Annotated in this window: 16 protein-coding genes; 6 read left to right on the forward strand and 10 right to left on the reverse strand. The window is 43.5% G+C overall.

Annotated features, from left to right (window positions below; genetic code table 11):
• Window positions 1–23: 23 nt before the first annotated feature.
• Together zapE and JMX07_RS05445 are read right to left on the reverse strand one after the other, a co-directional pair.
• Entirely contained in the window at window positions 24–1,124 is a 1,101-nt protein-coding gene (gene zapE, locus JMX07_RS05440) for a cell division protein ZapE (protein WP_057759500.1), read from the reverse strand.
• A gap of 133 nt (window positions 1,125–1,257) precedes the next feature.
• Window positions 1,258–1,917: an alpha/beta hydrolase gene (locus JMX07_RS05445; RefSeq protein WP_201606753.1), complete on the reverse strand. Its 660-nt coding sequence runs from the start codon at window positions 1,915–1,917 to the stop codon at window positions 1,258–1,260.
• Between the two features lie 302 nt (window positions 1,918–2,219).
• Between JMX07_RS05445 and JMX07_RS05450 the strand changes: the two genes are divergently transcribed.
• The 3 genes from JMX07_RS05450 (at window position 2,220) to xseB (ending at window position 4,795) form a co-directional block, all read left to right on the forward strand.
• Complete coding sequence (locus tag JMX07_RS05450; protein ID WP_201606754.1) at window positions 2,220–2,588, forward strand: hypothetical protein; 369 nt, start codon at window positions 2,220–2,222, stop codon at window positions 2,586–2,588.
• A 370-nt stretch (window positions 2,589–2,958) separates the two neighbouring features.
• Window positions 2,959–4,491 (forward strand): exodeoxyribonuclease VII large subunit, encoded by a 1,533-nt coding sequence (gene xseA, locus JMX07_RS05455; RefSeq protein WP_102077958.1) that lies wholly within the window; start codon window positions 2,959–2,961, stop codon window positions 4,489–4,491.
• A gap of 58 nt (window positions 4,492–4,549) precedes the next feature.
• Window positions 4,550–4,795 (forward strand): exodeoxyribonuclease VII small subunit, encoded by a 246-nt coding sequence (gene xseB, locus JMX07_RS05460; RefSeq protein WP_101205385.1) that lies wholly within the window; start codon window positions 4,550–4,552, stop codon window positions 4,793–4,795.
• Between the two features lie 94 nt (window positions 4,796–4,889).
• Here xseB and pncB read toward each other — a convergent pair whose 3' ends face one another.
• From pncB to JMX07_RS05480, 5 genes are all read right to left on the reverse strand, one after another.
• Window positions 4,890–6,116, reverse strand: coding sequence for a nicotinate phosphoribosyltransferase (gene pncB / locus JMX07_RS05465; RefSeq protein WP_201606755.1), 1,227 nt, complete (start codon window positions 6,114–6,116; stop codon window positions 4,890–4,892).
• A gap of 272 nt (window positions 6,117–6,388) precedes the next feature.
• Entirely contained in the window at window positions 6,389–7,300 is a 912-nt protein-coding gene (locus tag JMX07_RS05470) for an ATP-binding cassette domain-containing protein (RefSeq protein WP_102077960.1), read from the reverse strand.
• Window positions 7,301–7,388: 88 nt separating this feature from the next.
• Window positions 7,389–8,855 carry an ABC transporter permease subunit gene (locus JMX07_RS05475; RefSeq protein ID WP_320158001.1) on the reverse strand — a complete coding sequence of 489 codons (1,467 nt, stop codon included), beginning with the start codon at window positions 8,853–8,855 and terminating at the stop codon, window positions 7,389–7,391.
• Complete coding sequence (locus JMX07_RS13575) at window positions 8,795–8,944, reverse strand: hypothetical protein (protein WP_227684642.1); 150 nt, start codon at window positions 8,942–8,944, stop codon at window positions 8,795–8,797. The genes JMX07_RS05475 and JMX07_RS13575 overlap by 61 nt, the downstream gene beginning before the upstream one ends.
• Window positions 8,945–9,368: 424 nt before the next feature.
• Window positions 9,369–10,853: a coniferyl aldehyde dehydrogenase gene (locus tag JMX07_RS05480; protein ID WP_201606756.1), complete on the reverse strand. Its 1,485-nt coding sequence runs from the start codon at window positions 10,851–10,853 to the stop codon at window positions 9,369–9,371.
• A 406-nt stretch (window positions 10,854–11,259) separates the two neighbouring features.
• Here JMX07_RS05480 and lipB point away from each other — a divergent pair, with 406 nt between their 5' ends.
• The 3 genes from lipB to JMX07_RS05495 all read left to right on the forward strand — a co-directional run bounded on the left by lipB (window position 11,260) and on the right by JMX07_RS05495 (window position 13,450).
• Window positions 11,260–12,099, forward strand: coding sequence for a lipoyl(octanoyl) transferase LipB (gene lipB / locus JMX07_RS05485; protein ID WP_201606757.1), 840 nt, complete (start codon window positions 11,260–11,262; stop codon window positions 12,097–12,099).
• Between the two features lie 194 nt (window positions 12,100–12,293).
• A complete protein-coding gene (locus tag JMX07_RS05490; protein ID WP_057759479.1) occupies window positions 12,294–12,824 on the forward strand; it encodes an inorganic diphosphatase in 531 nt (176 codons plus the stop codon).
• A gap of 158 nt (window positions 12,825–12,982) precedes the next feature.
• On the forward strand, window positions 12,983–13,450 hold the full coding sequence (locus JMX07_RS05495) for a hypothetical protein (RefSeq protein ID WP_134292503.1): 468 nt from the start codon (window positions 12,983–12,985) through the stop codon (window positions 13,448–13,450).
• A 146-nt stretch (window positions 13,451–13,596) separates the two neighbouring features.
• Here JMX07_RS05495 and JMX07_RS05500 read toward each other — a convergent pair whose 3' ends face one another.
• From JMX07_RS05500 to JMX07_RS05510, 3 genes are all read right to left on the reverse strand, one after another.
• Window positions 13,597–14,412: a sulfite exporter TauE/SafE family protein gene (locus JMX07_RS05500; RefSeq protein WP_134292502.1), complete on the reverse strand. Its 816-nt coding sequence runs from the start codon at window positions 14,410–14,412 to the stop codon at window positions 13,597–13,599.
• Window positions 14,413–14,525: 113 nt separating this feature from the next.
• Window positions 14,526–15,041 carry a flavin reductase gene (locus JMX07_RS05505; protein WP_134292501.1) on the reverse strand — a complete coding sequence of 172 codons (516 nt, stop codon included), beginning with the start codon at window positions 15,039–15,041 and terminating at the stop codon, window positions 14,526–14,528.
• Window positions 15,042–15,146: 105 nt separating this feature from the next.
• The gene (locus JMX07_RS05510) at window positions 15,147–16,175 is read right to left on the reverse strand and encodes a methionine synthase (protein WP_102090954.1); all 1,029 of its coding nucleotides are present in this window, start codon (window positions 16,173–16,175) and stop codon (window positions 15,147–15,149) included.
• Window positions 16,176–16,189: the final 14 nt, after the last annotated feature.

The raw sequence follows: 16,189 nt of genomic DNA on the forward strand, positions 1-16,189 counted from the left end.
GGCAGTCTCAACTCAGCGATAAACTACGCAACATCTTCGACTCGGTGGTCCATGCGTAGATAGTCCTCTGACTGCATCTCAAGCAGACGTGAGCGAGTACGTTCAATCTCAAACGCCAATTTTTCTCCTTGGTACAAGTCTAGAATCGGCTGCTCTGCCCGTACCAATAGTTTTACACGGCGATCATAAAATTCATCGACGAGATAAATGAAACGGCGCGTTGGATCACGCAAGTCGTCATCTAGCGCTGGCACGGAGTCAACTAAAACAGTACTAAATCGTTTGGCAAGCTCAATAAAATCAGCGGCTGATCGCGGCGCCATACAGAGATGACGGAAGTCACAGAATAGGATATCTTCGGTACAAGCGTTGATTTTTACTTCTCGTCCATTGATAGTAATGGGCTCTTTACTGATTTTCTGATTATTCGACAAGCTCGCAAAACGGTTGGCTAACCAATGATAGTTCGCCTTAGTAAGTGGCGCTTCGTATAGCTCAGCTTGTTGCAATACGCGCAGACGATAATCAATTCCCGAGTCGATATTCATTACCGTCGTATGACGCTCAACTTCCGCAATGGCAGGCATAAAACGGTCACGATGTAAGCCATCTTTATACAATCCAGCTGGCTCAATGTTTGAGGTAGCAACCAAAGTGATACCGCGATTGAACAGCATAGTGAACAAATCGCCTAATATCATGGCATCAGAGACATTAGAAACAAAAAACTCATCAAAACAGATGATAACCGCTTCTTTATAAATAATATCAGCGACTTTTTCGAGTGGATCGCTCTCACCTTGTAGTTTGTTAAGCTCTCTATGGACACGCTGCATAAAATGATGGAAATGCAGACGCATCTTGCGCTCGATGGTCAACGAGTCATAAAACATATCCATCATCCACGTTTTACCGCGGCCAACACCGCCCCACATATATAATCCAGTTGGCGCGACAGGCTTAGATTTTAAAAATCCAAAAAAACCTTTTTTTTGCGGTGCACTATTGATGAGCTGATGGTATATCTCATCAAGATAGCTCATGGCCTGAAATTGCTGCTCATCCCGAGTAAACTCATCTGTACTGACGGCTTTCTCGTAACGTTGCAATGGAGATAAACTCATAATACGACTCATCGTTGGATTAAATAAATATCAAAATAATAAGATAATTTAGCATAACGCTGGTGCTAGCAAGCAAGCCATGCTAAACCATATCAAAACGAAAACTATGAAGCTGAGCTAGGTAACAAATAAATTAGCTATTCTGCCCAAAGCTATGCTTGTCTAATAAACCTTTGAGCTCTGATAAGCGACCATGGAAGAAATGACCCGCGCCATCGACCACGCTGACTTCAATGCCTAATCGGTCTGCAAATTCCTGCATATTATCAGGTTCAATCACCTCATCCGCATTACCATAAATCTCAAAAGTTCTATCCGCAGGCAGACTAATATCAGTACTGTCATTTTTTTCGACTGATGGTGCGATAAGGGCAATTTTCGTCACTTCAAAGTCACCCAGTCCCCATATATGTGAGGCCTCAAGCACTTGCTCAGCCACGCGTGCCGTGACATAGCCACCAAAAGAAAAACCTCCCAGCCATAGCTTTCGAGCATTGGTTTGTTCAGCAATCCATTGTAGCACGGTCATTGCATCGACCACTTCACCTTCCGCATAATCATGCTCGCCTGTCGATTGACCAACACCGCGAAAGTTAAAGCGCACCACATGCATACCATTATCACGAGCAAAGCGATACATGGTGGTGACCACTTTGTTATTCATCGTACCATCAAACAACGGATTGGGATGGCACAGCAGCGCCACCGTGTCTGTATTTGGATCATTGGGATTGTCATTTTGCCACAGTGCGTCAACCTCGAGCACGCCGGCAGGAGCAGGAATTAATTGCATAGTATTACTTATTAATAAAAAATGAATGGCTCAATTATCCTAGATACAGTTTATATTTCAAGTGATTTGCTGTGTACGGATGCGACTTGTTTTATTTTTGGTCAATAACGGTTGTCTGTAGTTTTGCAATATTGCTGTTCTTGAGGTTGCAAATTGATTTATATTCAGTGCAAGGTTCATCGGCAATATACCCGTAATACAGCACACAATAACTGTCTAGACAGGTAATATCTAGATAAGCTACATTCATAAAGCTTTGCCTATAGCTAAGACGTTCTGTTTATATACATTAGGAATTATTTATGAATACCTTTAACAAAACTGCCAGTTTAGGTGCAATATTGGCCGGTGCGCTCGTTTTAAGCGCCTGTCAAAGTACACCTTCTTCACCAGTGCTCCAGCGTGCCAACTCTATCTATGAGACAACCGGTATCGCTGATACCAAAGTCAAAGCACAGCAAAATGCAATCGATAGCGCTCAAAAAACTTGTCGAGGCAAACAAGTGATTATCGTTGATGATAATGTAAAATATAATGGTATTTTAAACGAACGCACTGGTCGTATGGTTGGTCAAGTAGGTGCTGTCGTTGGCTCGATATTTGGCACGGGCACACCAGATTTGTCACGTAGCGATGATTATGAATACACCATTAACTTCCGTTGCCAATAAATATAGTCAATACCATATACATCAGATACAGTGTCAGGCTCACTCAGTCTACTATTTGTAGCACTTTCATTTGCCTTCCTTGTATCTAAATTATCTTGGACCGACTATATCTAGCTAAAAATATCTATCTACTTTTCTCTACACGACAATCTCTTTTAGACGCAAACAGGTTTACGATCTAATCGCTAACATTAAGTGACATACAATCGTCCTCTGATTAAACAGCCAACAAACTGCGATATAGATAATATATCAATCAAAGCTTGTTGGCTTCGCTTTTTGTACTCTCCTTTTTAAGTTAAACTATCCTCTATCGTATTCAGCACATCCTCGTCAGTCTTTATATTTTCATTATCTTTGGTCTAATATTATGCGTAAACCCAATCTTTCAAATATTAAACAAGCCAAAGTATTAGCACCTGCCAAAGATTTGGCCACTCTAGAGGCGGAACTCGCTGAGCAGGAAGACCATCTAGAGGATACGGTTCTACGCCTAAGTGATTATTTATCAGCGGTTGAGATGGTCATCAAACAAACTTTTGATCACCGTGTCTGGGTAAAAGCTGAAATTCGTAATCTGTCGAGTAAAGGTGGTCATTACTACTTTGAACTGGCAGAAAAAGATGACGATGGCAAAGTGGTCGCTAGCTGCCGTGGCAATCTATGGCGTTTTAAAGCTGCGCGTGTATTAGCTAAGTTTGAACGCGCGACTGGTATGCCGCTTGAGCGTGATTTGACCGTACTCCTTAAAGTATCGGCAGGGTTCCATGCCCAGTACGGCTTTTCAATCACGATTGAAGATATCGACCCCAGTTATACACTAGGCGACTTGGCACGGCAATATGCAGAAATGGTTGACCGCTTAACAGGCGAAGGGCTCTTACATCTCAATCAGCAGTTACCTGCTCCTTTTGATATTGAGCATGTGCTGGTCATCGCCCCTGAAAAGGCGGCTGGTTTAGGCGATTTTCAAGCAGATGCCAATCGCTTAGCTAGTACAGGTGCGTGTCACTTCCACTATCATAATGCGACTTTTCAAGGCAATCATGCGCCCGCTGAAATCCGTCAAGCCATCGTTAGCGCCCAGCAGCAGTTTTATGAAATTTATCAGCGTCTACCAGACTTGTTGGTTATTATTCGCGGCGGCGGTGCGGTTGGCGACTTAGCTTATCTCAATGATTATGAGCTGGCAGCTTTGGTTGCTGAGCAGCCTATTCCTGTCTGGGTGGGCATCGGTCATGAGCGTGACAAGGTCATCTTAGATGAAGTGGCACATACTAGCTTTGATACACCCTCAAAGGTGATTGCTGCTATCCATAGCCACTTGGCCCAGCTCGTCACTCAGACGCTACAATATCAAGCTCAAATCAAGCAAGCGGCACAGCGTCAATTGAATACTGCCGAGCAACAAACCGCACGCCAATTAAGCCAAATACAGTCGCAAACGATTGGCCAACTAACCGCTCTACGAAAAGACAGTGATTATGCATGGCGCAGTATTCAGCAAAGTGCCCAGCGTCAAGTAAAGCAAGCTATCAGACTGACAGCTGAGCGATACACACAAACGCAAACCTTGGCGCATCAACAGCTCGCAAAAGCCGCTACCAATAGCAAAAGTCATCAAGAGTCAATCATGCAAAACGCACAGCAGCAAATTGTGCAAGCACAGCGTGATAGCGAACATCTACGTGATATTGTGCTATTACATCGACCGTCTCGCGTACTCAAGCAGGGCTACACCATGCTCACGGATGCTAAAAACAAGCAAATACTCACTAGTAGTACCCAACTCTATCCTGAGCAAACCGTCAATATCATTTTAAAAGATGGCAACGCAAAAGCGCAGATTATCGATGTCACTATGGATAAAGAAGCAACGGAAACCTCAGGCGCTCTAACTTAACCACATAATAATATCTACAGATTACTCATCTACTTATCTTTAAAAATTAGGAAATTTTATGACTACCCCTACTCGTCGACGCAAAAAAGCCGCCCCAAAAACCTTTAAGGCGGCTTATGATATTTTAAAAACCAATGCGGCTGAACTACAGCAACAAGATGAGCCTGATATTGATAATCTAATGACAACGGTTGAAGAGTCTATTGCCGCTTATCGCGTTTGCGAGACTCGTATCAATGCTGTACAGCAAGCATTGGATGCCGCCTTTGCCGAAGAAAAATCTACTAGCAGTGTTGATAGTTAAATAAAAATCAGCCACTAGATAGCAGCTGATTGGTCAAACCAAGCGCATCAATCTTATTTGGCACATTTGGCAATGCAACAGTTTGATATTCGGTTTATTCTGGTTCGTCAACTTCAAAGACTTGGCGCAGGTAGGCAAGATACGTGTCGTTATTAATCATGGTCTTGCCTGGGCTATCAGACAGCTTGGCGACTGGCTGACCATTGCACTCTACCAACTTAAGCACGATATTAATCGGCGTAATGCCCATATCATTGGTTAGATTGGTGCCGATGCCGAAACTGGTTCTAATGCGACCTTTAAAGTATTGATGCAGCTCCCACGCCTTCTCTAAATCTAACCCATCGCTAAAAGTTAGAATCTTGGTTTTTGGGTCTATCTTTAGCTTCTCATAATGGGCAATCGCCTTATCGCCCCAGATGTAAGGGTCGCCGCTATCATGACGCAGACCGTCGAATAGTTTAGCAAAATACAAATCGAAATCACGTAAGAACGCATCCATGCCGACTACGTCTGTCAATGCAATACCTAAGTCGCCACGATACTCATGCACCCACGCTTCAAGCGCGGCCTTTTGTGAATCTCGCAGACGCACATCTAATGCTTGAAACGCCTGCATAAACTCGTGCGCCATGGTGCCTATTGGCGTCATTCCTAATTGCTTGGCCAAATATACGTTTGATGTACCACCAACTATCTTTGGCTCGGCTTTATGTAACGTTTTCACTACGTGTGCTTGCCAGCGTCGACTAAAGCGTCTACGCGTGCCAAAATCAGCGACGATAAATGGCGGTGTATACTGACCGTACTGGGTTTGCTTTTCGGCATATTGATGTAATAGCGCTACTTTTGCATCGAGGCGACGTTGTCCTTCTTCAATCACGCTGTCATTAGATAGCGCATTAAAATACAGCTCATTGACAATAGCCAGTACAAATACTTCAAAGAACATCGCTTGAATCATCGGCCCTTCGATATCGATAAACAGGCGACCTTTATCGTCTGTACTTACCGTAATAAAACGACGCTTTAGCTTAAACAATTCTAGATAGTCAACGAAATCTGAGCGAATAAAGCGTAAGCTACGCAAGTACTCGAGCTCATCTGGCAAAAATCGCAATTCGCATAAGCTGTCTAGTTGCTGCTCTAGATCTTTTTGGATATCAGCCAACGGATAGGCTGCATCTTTGTTATTACGGCAGCGAAAGCGATAAACACCATGGGTTTGCGGGAACTGATGCAGCATGGCTTGTAACATCGTAAATTTGTACAAATCATTATCAAGCAATGAAGTAATAATAGGTGCATAAGAAACGGTCATGCTATGGCCTTAAAAGTGCAAAATAAGAAACAAACGTCATTTGATAGACAAAGCGACATCATATGTGGACGATAAACAATACACGCTCATTCATTATGAGCCATCGATAAGCCGTTCAGTATAACGAAATTTGGTATTTATTTCAGAGTTCACTTTTGATTGCAGAAAAATGACGTCGAAATGCCAGCAAAATAATTACGATTATTTAAACCATTTATAAAAATAACGTATAAGTCTATCCAGACAACCTATTCATGGATAGTTAACACGGCTTACGCTTTTGCACTCATAAACTGCTCCACATAATCATCAGCAGGATTATGCCGCAACTCGCTTGGCGTCCCCGTTTGTATGAGTCGACCGCCATTTAGCATACTGATACGCTGACCTACTTTGACAGCTTCATCGATGTCATGGGTAATAAATACAATGGTCTTGTTCAATCGATCTTGTAATTCGAGTAGTTGGTCTTGCAACTGAGCGCGAATGAGCGGATCAAGTGCAGAGAACGCTTCATCCATTAGCAAAATTGGATTGTCAGTGGCCAAAGCACGCGCCAGACCCACACGCTGCTGCATGCCTCCCGACAGCTCGTCAGGATAGCTATGCTCCAGACTAGGTAGCCCAACCTCATTTAGCCAATACCGTGCAATTTCGTGGCGATCTTTGGTACTCATTTTTCGCACGCGTAGACCATAAGCGACGTTTTGCATAACTGTCATGTGTGGCACGAGGCCAAAGTGCTGAAAGACCATACTGACGGTCTGCTGACGATAATGCTGCAACTGCTTATCGTTGAGCGCTAAAATGTTAATAGCCGTAGCAGAACTTTCTTCTACTACCGTATTTACATTATCTGTCGCTGATTGCCTATCAGCCATCTTGTGGGTCGCATGGTCTCTATTCAGAGCAGTATCTACCCATATCTCACCACTGGTTGGATCTATCAAGCGGTTAATATGGCGTATCAGCGTTGACTTGCCAGAGCCTGATAGACCCATGATGCAATGCAACTCGCCTGCCTTAATATCTAGATTGATATCATACAGACCAACTGAATAGCCCGTTTGCTCTTTTACTTTGATGCTATCCATACCCTCAGCCAGCAATGCCAATGCAGACTGTGCTTGCGTGCTACTGGCATTATAAATCTTACTGATATTTTTTAGTTGAATATGATTCATCGGTGCTCTCACTATTCACGTGGTTTTTATTATCAGGGCTTCGGTCGATTACCATGGTTTCAGTCATATGCCACCATTACACAACCTTCTACCCAATCGGACGTCTGCCTGCTTCGATGTTTTTTTGACGGGTACGCTTACCTTGACCAAATGCTTGCGTAATACGATCAATGATAATGGCAACGATAACGATGGCCGTACCTGCTTGTAGGCCCTGACCGATATTGAGCGTTTGGATAGACTGCAACACATCTTCACCAAGACCAGGAGCACCAATCATTGAGGCCAATACCACCATGGCAAGTGACATCATTACGGCCTGATTGATACCTGCCATAATACTGGGCAACGCTTGTGGCAATTTAATCCAAAGAAGTAGCTGTAAATGCGTACTACCAAAGGATCGTCCTGCTTCGACCATTTCATGATTGACTTGTGTAATCCCTAACGTCGTCAGACGAATCAAGGGTGGCAGCGCATAAATCACAGTCGCGAATAACGCAGGCACTTTACCAATACCAAACAACATCAGCACTGGTATGAGATATACAAAACTCGGCATGGTCTGCATGATATCTAACACTGGCGTCACAGTCTTGCGTAGCAGTTTGCTACCTGACATAGCAATACCAATAGGAATACCAATCACCACCGTGACCAGTACCGATACGATAAGCAGCGCTAAAGTATCGATCAGTGCGCCCCATAAACCAAAAGCACCTATCAAAAATAACCCTGCACCACATGCCAGCGCGAACCAAATCTTGCGAACACCAAACCAGCCAAGCACAGTCACAAATGCAATAATAAGCCAAGGCGGGATAACCGTTAGTAATCGTTCAATAGGTAGTAGCAGATAAGTAAGCGCCATCGTGCTAATAGTACGAAATACATCACCATAGTTTTGGACCAAATTTGCTAAAGCATTATTGAGTGGGGTCTCAAGCGACCATGAAGGAAAGCTTGATGCGAGCGCTGACACATTGATACTAGATGCAGTTGCTTCTGTAGAAATAGCACCCGTTGAGCTAAGACCTAACTTGGTAGCGAGATTGGTAGCAGCCTCATCGGATAACCATGCTTGCCAAACCTCTGGGTTGTCACGCAAAAACACCATGGCTTGCTCATCGCCAGTGCGTTTACTTTCGCTCATCTCCAAGATAGCACCGTTCAGCTCATCAGAGGTAAATTGCACCTTTTCAAAGACAGCTGCTAGTTCAGGATTGGATTCGACAAACGGGGTAGAAACGGCAATACCTAACGGCGATACTGGGAATCCTGACACGCAATCCATCTTACCATCAGCGAGCAGCAGATTTTGCCAACAAGCATCCTCATAAGCTGGAAACTCTAATGGCGCAAGGTCATATTTTGCCATTAGCCCAGTGGGTTGCCAGTAGTAAAACAACAGTGGCTTATGCTGTTCAAAAGCGGAGGCAATTTCGGCATCGAGAGCAGCACCCGTACCAGGATGTGCGTTGTTAAAAAGACTGTCTAGACCGGTGGTTTTACGCCAGAGGTAAACTGCCCACTCTCCCAGGTTAGCGCCCCAAATTTGATCGGTGATTCACACGCCGCTGACGCCGATACAGGCAGTAGTAACGCGCTCATCCAAAGTAAGCTTAATGCAATCCATTGGCGCATACTCTTTCCTATTATTATGTTGTATCGGCATGAAGTCACTATCAAAACAATAGAACTAAAAAATAGCTGAACGTCGCTATATCAAGTTTACCAATGCTAGCTCTAGACCATTCAGCCACTATCTACTGTTGTTTAGACTTACTACAAAGTGTAGCGATTTATAGAAGTGATGACAAACGCTTATTTGTCGATTAACGCATTAGATAAATTTACGATAATTTTGATAAAGCTCTTATGACACGTCGCTCTTAATTTGAGAAATCTATGTTTGTAAATTCATATTTTAGACAAAAAAATAGCACCTATCTGGATAGGTGCTATTGGTTATGATATCGACTAAAAAAGGTCACTATTAATTTCTATAGCTACTATAAAATGTCTAATTCAAGAATTGTTATTTTAAAGACTGTTATTTCAAGAACAGTTATTTCAAAAAAAGCGCCATCGCCTTTTTAAACAGTCCACCATAAGGCGGCAATAATAAATTCAGGCCATTGAGCTTGGTTTGGACAAAAATCGGCTTCATATGGCTGAGGCGTTCAAAGCCGGCCTTACCATGGTATGCGCCAGTACCAGAGTCACCCACACCACCAAACGGCAAATCATGCTGAGCCACATGTATCAAAACTTCGTTGATACATAAGCCACCTGAGACCGTATTATTACGAACGTTTTCGATACTGCTGTAGTTGTCACTAAACACATATAGCGCCAATGGGCGTGGACGCGAATTTACAAAGTAAATGGCATCATCAAGCGTCTCATAATGCATCAGCGGCAATATCGGAGCAAAAATTTCATTTTGCATAAGGTCGCTATCAGGCGCAGGCTCGCTGACGATGACTGGCGGCATCAGACGGGTTTCTATATTGGGTTCGGCGCCAGTTAACGCATGTACCTCGCCACCTGTTAGCGCATCTAGATAGCCTTTTACCCGTTTAAACTGCTCACCATTAATAATGCGAGAGTAATCTGGGTTTTCTTCGATATCAGGATAATGCTTGGTCATCCACTCTTTTGCGAGTTCGATAAACTGGTCATGGTATTGGCGCTGAATCAAGACATAATCTGGCGCAATACACGTCTGTCCAGCATTTAGTGTCTTACCCATCATCACTCGATTGACGACAGACTCTAGATTGGCATCATCTAGTACGATCACTGGTGATTTACCACCAAGCTCAAGCGTCACTGGCGTTAGATTTGGCGCAGCAGCAGCCATGACTTTTTTGCCCACCGCAGTCGATCCAGTATATAGTAGGTGATCAAATGGTAGCTCACTAAAGGCGGCGGCAATCTCAACTTCACCGAGCACCACACAGATCATATCTGGCGAAAAATAACGAGCAATGGCGTCAGCAAACGTCTGAGCAAATTGCGGCGCGGCCTCACTCATTTTGACCATAATTCGGTTGCCTGCGGTGATTGCATCAATCATCGGGCCAATTGCTAAAAATAATGGATAGTTCCAAGGCACCATGATACCGACCACACCCAATGGCTGAGGCTGAATTTCATTATGGGCTGGCATATATAGCGCTGAAATAGGCGCACGATGTGCTTTCATCCACTTTTTGCCGTGTTTCTTGGCGTGGCTGATACCGGTAAAGCTAGGAAACAACTCAGCAAACTGCGTCTCTGACTGGCTACGATAGCCAAAGTCTGCACTAATCGCCTTTGCAAAACTCTCTTGGTTATCGCTAAGCATCACTTCTAGATTATCTAGCTGCATCGTACGAGTGCCCCAATCGTTGATTGGCTGGGTACGGCTTAACATTTGCAAGCGTGTAAATTGCGCTTTCATCTCATCGATAGTCGTCGCCGTACTTAGAGCTTCAGGCACACGCTGCAGTGCAAAACCTGACTCGGTCACTGCCTGCTCATGGGCGATTTGGTTGCTATCTGTCATTTGTCTTCCTTGTCATAATCATAATAATAGTCATAAGGTTTGTAGTCACTATACTATATTGGGTTAGAGGCTCTATCTTTCTAGTCAGGTGCACTCTTTGATAACCTACTCTGACTATAAACTTCATCAGATTCCATTCATCACACTTTAATGTAGCGCATCGACTGAGCAATGAACAGCATCTTTGGTTGACTACTGCGTCTGTACTAGCAGTACCTTTATAAGCGACTTACCACCGTTCTATACCTATTATTTCATCATCAATTGCTAGCTGTTTATTATTAGCATTTACGCCATTTACAGACATTGCACCAGTATATATCTTTGGGCGATAGTCGCCAAAACTGCTACACTACCGATGAGCATTATTTATTTTAAACTTGATAATAATAAGACAGATACTCTCATGCAAAATGACACACAACCCCTCAATGATACGCTTGTCAGCAAATCTCTATCAGCGGCCGATTATGTCCCTACTCTCGATGCGATGCTGGCACGCACCCTCGAACGTATCGATCTAAAAAAACAACAAGGGCTGCGTACGCCTGATGAATTGTGGATTGTCGATCATAACGACGTCTACACGCTGGGACAGGCAGGCAAAGAAGAGCATATATTACAGCGTACTGACACGCCTATCATCAAGACCGATCGCGGTGGTCAGGTGACATGGCACGGTCATGGGCAGCTGGTTATCTATTGGTTGTTTGACTTAGACAGTCTCAAATGGAGTGTACGCAATCTCGTCTCCCATGCTGAGCAATCGATAGAAGACGTCATCAATGACTGTTTGAGTAGCTCACCATCTAATAGTGATAATATCAGTGCTCATGCACGCCGTGATGCCCCAGGTGTCTACTTATATGCAGATACTGCTGCAACAGATGACAGCACCTCTACAGATGACAACTCTCTTGATAATAAGATTATGCTGGGCAAAATGGCCTCGCTAGGCTTTAAGATTAAGCATGGCTTTAGCTACCATGGTATTGCGATTAATTTAAATTGTGACCTATCTTCATTTAACGCCATCAATCCTTGTGGCTATGCTGGCATGCAAATGTTGCGATTGTCTGACTTTGTAGCCATGCAGACAGATTCAGAGCAAACAGAGCCAGATGCGCAGACTGAGCAGCAAATGAGCGATTCATTTAGCTATGAGACAGTCACTCAAAAACTTATTGATAACATCGCCAAGCGTCATGCTGGGCTGATTGAGTTGCGAGCTATCTCGCCCAAGTAAGTTCTGAGCCTATTTTTGCATAATCTTTTTTTGCATAATATCTTGCACGCTTAGACTTAAATATTAAGAGAAAATTCAGTACAAACTTGCTATAATCGCATGCAGTACAAATTGGACGCAGCAATTATCCTTGCTGTATCCCTAGCTCAACCCCTTATTCAAACATCTAAAACAAAAGCAAATTGGAGCATTTTATGGCAGATTTTAACAAAATTTTGGACGCAGGCGACGTAGACGGCGGCATCATCAATGTAGTAGTAGAGATCCCAGCTGGTAGCAGCCATAAAATTGAGTGGAATCGCGAATTAGCAGTATTTGAGCTTGACCGTATTGACCCACAGATTTTTGCCAAACCTTGTAACTATGGCTTCATCCCACAAACACTTGACGAAGACGGTGATGAGCTTGACGTATTGCTATTGACTGAACAGCCACTACCGACTGGTATTTTCTTAAAAGCCAAAGTTATCGGTGTCATGAAGTTTGTTGATGATGGCGAAGTAGATGACAAAATCGTTGTCGTACCTGCTGATGACCGTGATACAGGCAATGCTTACAACAGCTTAGAAGACCTACCAAAGCAGTTAATCAACCAGTTAGAGTTCCATTTCAGCCATTACAAAGACCTGAAAAAAGCTGGTACGACGGTTGTTGAATCTTGGGGCGATGTCGCAGAAGCGAAAGAAGTCATCAAAGAGTCTATCCAACGTTGGAAAGATCTATAATTATCAAATATTGGCAAAACTGCCAATAACGATAAATAATAAAATACCGCAGTCACCATAGTGGCCGCGGTATTTTTTTTGCTTGAACATTGCTTATCTAACATGGTTATAATGAGCATATAACTCATTCGCACTTATACGCCGTAATAAGGACAGTCATGTTTAACCCCGACCCTAGCGCAAAACCGGTCAATACCAAGTTGCCAAAAGACGTCATTATGATGGTCGAGAAAAACAACCTAGTAATGGCTATTAAAACTTTGGCGGCAGACGAAAACATCAGTATGGATGAAGCCAAAAGTAGAATTGATGCTTATGAGACCCAGCTAAAAGTAAAGCAACAACAGAAGCTCAATACCATCGCTAATAAACAAGGCATTCCTAATCAGGCCATTAGCTTTGATAGAGAGCAAGAAACCGAAGACAATCCTGAACCCCTGGTAAAAAACCGCGTAAAAGCCGCTAGTCAGAAACAAGACTTTAAAAGCCTACAAACTGGTATGGATAGTAAATTAAACGACTTGGGATACAAGAAACCTCTACTGCCCTATTGGCTAAAACGACTGCTCGTCATTGCTGTCTTGATGATAGGAATATTTTGGATATTATGGCGAGTATTTGGTTAATTGATTTAGCTAAATAAAGGACTGAATAAACATACCTTCTATAAAACTGCATACCGACTAGCTACAATTTAAGAATGTAGCTAGTCGGTATGCTAATTGAAAACCTGCTCTTGAATCCTTTTAAGCGTCCATTAAGCTCAAATTACTTAGAGCAATCCTTTATATAAGAAGTAACAGCCTACGACGGTTAACAGTACTGCAAAGCATTTTTTCAGCAACTGTGGCGATAATGCGTGAGCAACTTTTGCGCCTATCTTGGCGGTGAAAAAGCTCATGATGCTAATACCTAAAAAAGCATAGATATGGACAAAGCCAATCGTATTGGGCACATCGACTTGCGCTTGCATGCCAAAGAACATAAACCCTAGCGCACCTGCAATCGCGATAGGCAATCCACATGCGGCTGAGGTTCCAACGGCTTTTTGCATAACCACACCGTAACGCGTGAGGTAAGGTACGGTTAAGCTACCACCGCCAATCCCAAAAATAGCAGAAGCGATACCAATACCAGCCCCTGCTGCTAGCTGCTTAGGTTTTGAAGGCAAAGCTATATGGACATTACCAGCATCGTTATTTGCCTTCTTTTTGCCGCCCATAAACATTTTATAAGCGACCCAAAGCAAAAACACACCTACAATTAACTGGAGATATAATCCAGATATCTGTCCTGCGATCCCTGCACCTAAAAAGCACCCTATTGCTAAGCCTGGCGTCAGATTTTTAAAGACAGGCCACATGACTGCGCCCTTCTTATTATGCGCCATGAGCGAGCTTATGGACGTGACGATAATAGTCGCCAGTGAAGTACCCAAGGCCAAATGCATAATAGTGTCAGGACTATAACCCATTTGCGTAAAGACGATAAATAGCAGTGGTACGATAATAGTGCCACCGCCCACTCCAAATAGCCCTGCAGCAAATCCTGCTAGCGCCCCTATTATTAAAAAAGTTATTAATTCCACAGGATAGTTACTTCTTATTTAGATTTAACGAGATGATTATTATAGTTAAACGACTTCTCAATATTGAACGAGCAATAGCCCATAGGCTTAGGTGTTGGATTATAGATATTGGATTAAATAAGCTCCACTTGCCCAACTCTAGAATAGGCACGATTAAAGTAAACCAACCCTTCATCAGTGCCGCCTTGTGGCTCAGACTGATTGATAGCGACAACGCGGCACATAAAGACGCTATGCGTGCCGACTTGTTGAATTTGTTCAATCTCACAATCAAAGCTGACCAAGGCATCTTCTAACACAGGAGCGCCTGTTTGTAATTGTGTCCAAGAACCATATTCAAACCGTTCTTCTGAACACAGTTTAGAGGCAAAAGCATTGGACAGCTGCTCATGTTGCGCGCCTAACACATTGACACTTAAAATCTTATTTTCTAGAAAGTAGCCATGTGACCGAGACGTTTGATTCATACAGACAAGCAAGGTCGGCGGTGTGTCTGTGACGCTACATACTGCCGATGCTGTAAACCCATGTACGCCCGTTGCACCTGCTGTGGTCACCACATTGACCGCAGTCGTTAGCAAAGACATGGCATCTCTAAATTCGGTCACGTCAATCCTATCTTTAATCATTGCTTCAATCCTGAGAAACGTTAAAAAATAACGTTAAAAAATTGTGCTTCAATTTTAGTTTTGCAAAGGAAATTCTTTAAATAGAATTTCCTAAACGGCTAAACTCTAAGCAGTCAGTTCTTGACGAACAATTTGAGCACCAGCGCTTAATGCTGCGAGCTTACCACGTGCGACTTGGCGAGACAAAGGTGCCATGCCGCAGTTAGTGGCAGGATACAGCTTATCAGCATCGACAAATTGTAGCGCTTTGCGTAGCGTATCTGCCACCTCTTCCGGTGTCTCGATAGTGTTGGTTGCCACATCAATCGCACCGACCATCACTTTTTTACCGCGAATCAGCTCAATCAGATCCATAGGTACACGTGAGTTTTGACACTCCAGTGAGATGATATCGATTTTCGACTGTTGCAGTTTAGGGAATGCTTTTTCGTATTCGCGCCACTCTGATCCCAGTGTCTTTTTCCAATCGGTATTGGCTTTGATGCCGTAGCCATAGCAAATATGGACAGCTGTCTCACATTTTAGGCCTTCAATGGCGCGCTCTAAAGTTGCAATACCCCAGTCGTTCACATCATCAAAGAATACATTAAATGCAGGCTCATCAAACTGGATAATATCGACGCCAGCCGCTTCTAATTCTTTTGCTTCTTGATTCAGGATTTTAGCAAATTCCCAAGCCAATTTTTCACGGCTTTTATAATGACCGTCATATAACGTATCAATCATCGTCATCGGCCCTGGCAACGCCCATTTGATTGGCTGATCGGTTTGCTGACGTAAAAACTTGGCATCATCAACGAACACGGACTTCGGACGGCTCACCGCACCAACGACTGACGGCACGCTCGCATCATAACGATTGCGGATTTTTACCGTTTCGCGCTTCTCAAAGTCAACACCATCAAGGTGTTCGATGAACGTAGTTACAAAATGCTGACGGGTCTGCTCGCCATCACTCACAATATCAATCCCTGCATGCTGCTGTTCTTGCAATGATACACGTAGCGCATCTTGCTTGGCTTCAAGCAATTGCTCGCCCTCTAACGCCCAAGGTGACCAAATTTTCTCGGGTTCTGCTAGCCAAGAAGGTTTTGGTAAGCTGCCAGCGGTAGACGTCGGTAATAGTAGTTTCATACGAGTTATCTTCT

It is taken from the genome of Psychrobacter immobilis (assembly GCF_904846235.1).
Taxonomy (GTDB): domain Bacteria; phylum Pseudomonadota; class Gammaproteobacteria; order Pseudomonadales; family Moraxellaceae; genus Psychrobacter; species Psychrobacter immobilis_C.

Excerpts from the sequence above, each read along its gene's own strand:
- zapE (WP_057759500.1), bottom strand. The coding sequence starts at position 1,124 with ATGAGTTTATCTCCATTGCAACGTTACGAGAAAGCCGTCAGTACAGAT.
- JMX07_RS05445 (WP_201606753.1), bottom strand. The coding sequence starts at position 1,917 with ATGCAATTAATTCCTGCTCCTGCCGGCGTGCTCGAGGTTGACGCACTG.
- JMX07_RS05450 (WP_201606754.1), top strand. The coding sequence starts at position 2,220 with ATGAATACCTTTAACAAAACTGCCAGTTTAGGTGCAATATTGGCCGGT.
- xseA (WP_102077958.1), top strand. The coding sequence starts at position 2,959 with ATGCGTAAACCCAATCTTTCAAATATTAAACAAGCCAAAGTATTAGCA.
- xseB (WP_101205385.1), top strand. The coding sequence starts at position 4,550 with ATGACTACCCCTACTCGTCGACGCAAAAAAGCCGCCCCAAAAACCTTT.
- pncB (WP_201606755.1), bottom strand. The coding sequence starts at position 6,116 with ATGACCGTTTCTTATGCACCTATTATTACTTCATTGCTTGATAATGAT.
- JMX07_RS05470 (WP_102077960.1), bottom strand. The coding sequence starts at position 7,300 with ATGAATCATATTCAACTAAAAAATATCAGTAAGATTTATAATGCCAGT.
- JMX07_RS13575 (WP_227684642.1), bottom strand. The coding sequence starts at position 8,944 with ATGCGCCAATGGATTGCATTAAGCTTACTTTGGATGAGCGCGTTACTA.
- JMX07_RS05480 (WP_201606756.1), bottom strand. The coding sequence starts at position 10,853 with ATGACAGATAGCAACCAAATCGCCCATGAGCAGGCAGTGACCGAGTCA.
- lipB (WP_201606757.1), top strand. The coding sequence starts at position 11,260 with ATGCAAAATGACACACAACCCCTCAATGATACGCTTGTCAGCAAATCT.
- JMX07_RS05490 (WP_057759479.1), top strand. The coding sequence starts at position 12,294 with ATGGCAGATTTTAACAAAATTTTGGACGCAGGCGACGTAGACGGCGGC.
- JMX07_RS05495 (WP_134292503.1), top strand. The coding sequence starts at position 12,983 with ATGTTTAACCCCGACCCTAGCGCAAAACCGGTCAATACCAAGTTGCCA.
- JMX07_RS05505 (WP_134292501.1), bottom strand. The coding sequence starts at position 15,041 with ATGATTAAAGATAGGATTGACGTGACCGAATTTAGAGATGCCATGTCT.
- JMX07_RS05510 (WP_102090954.1), bottom strand. The coding sequence starts at position 16,175 with ATGAAACTACTATTACCGACGTCTACCGCTGGCAGCTTACCAAAACCT.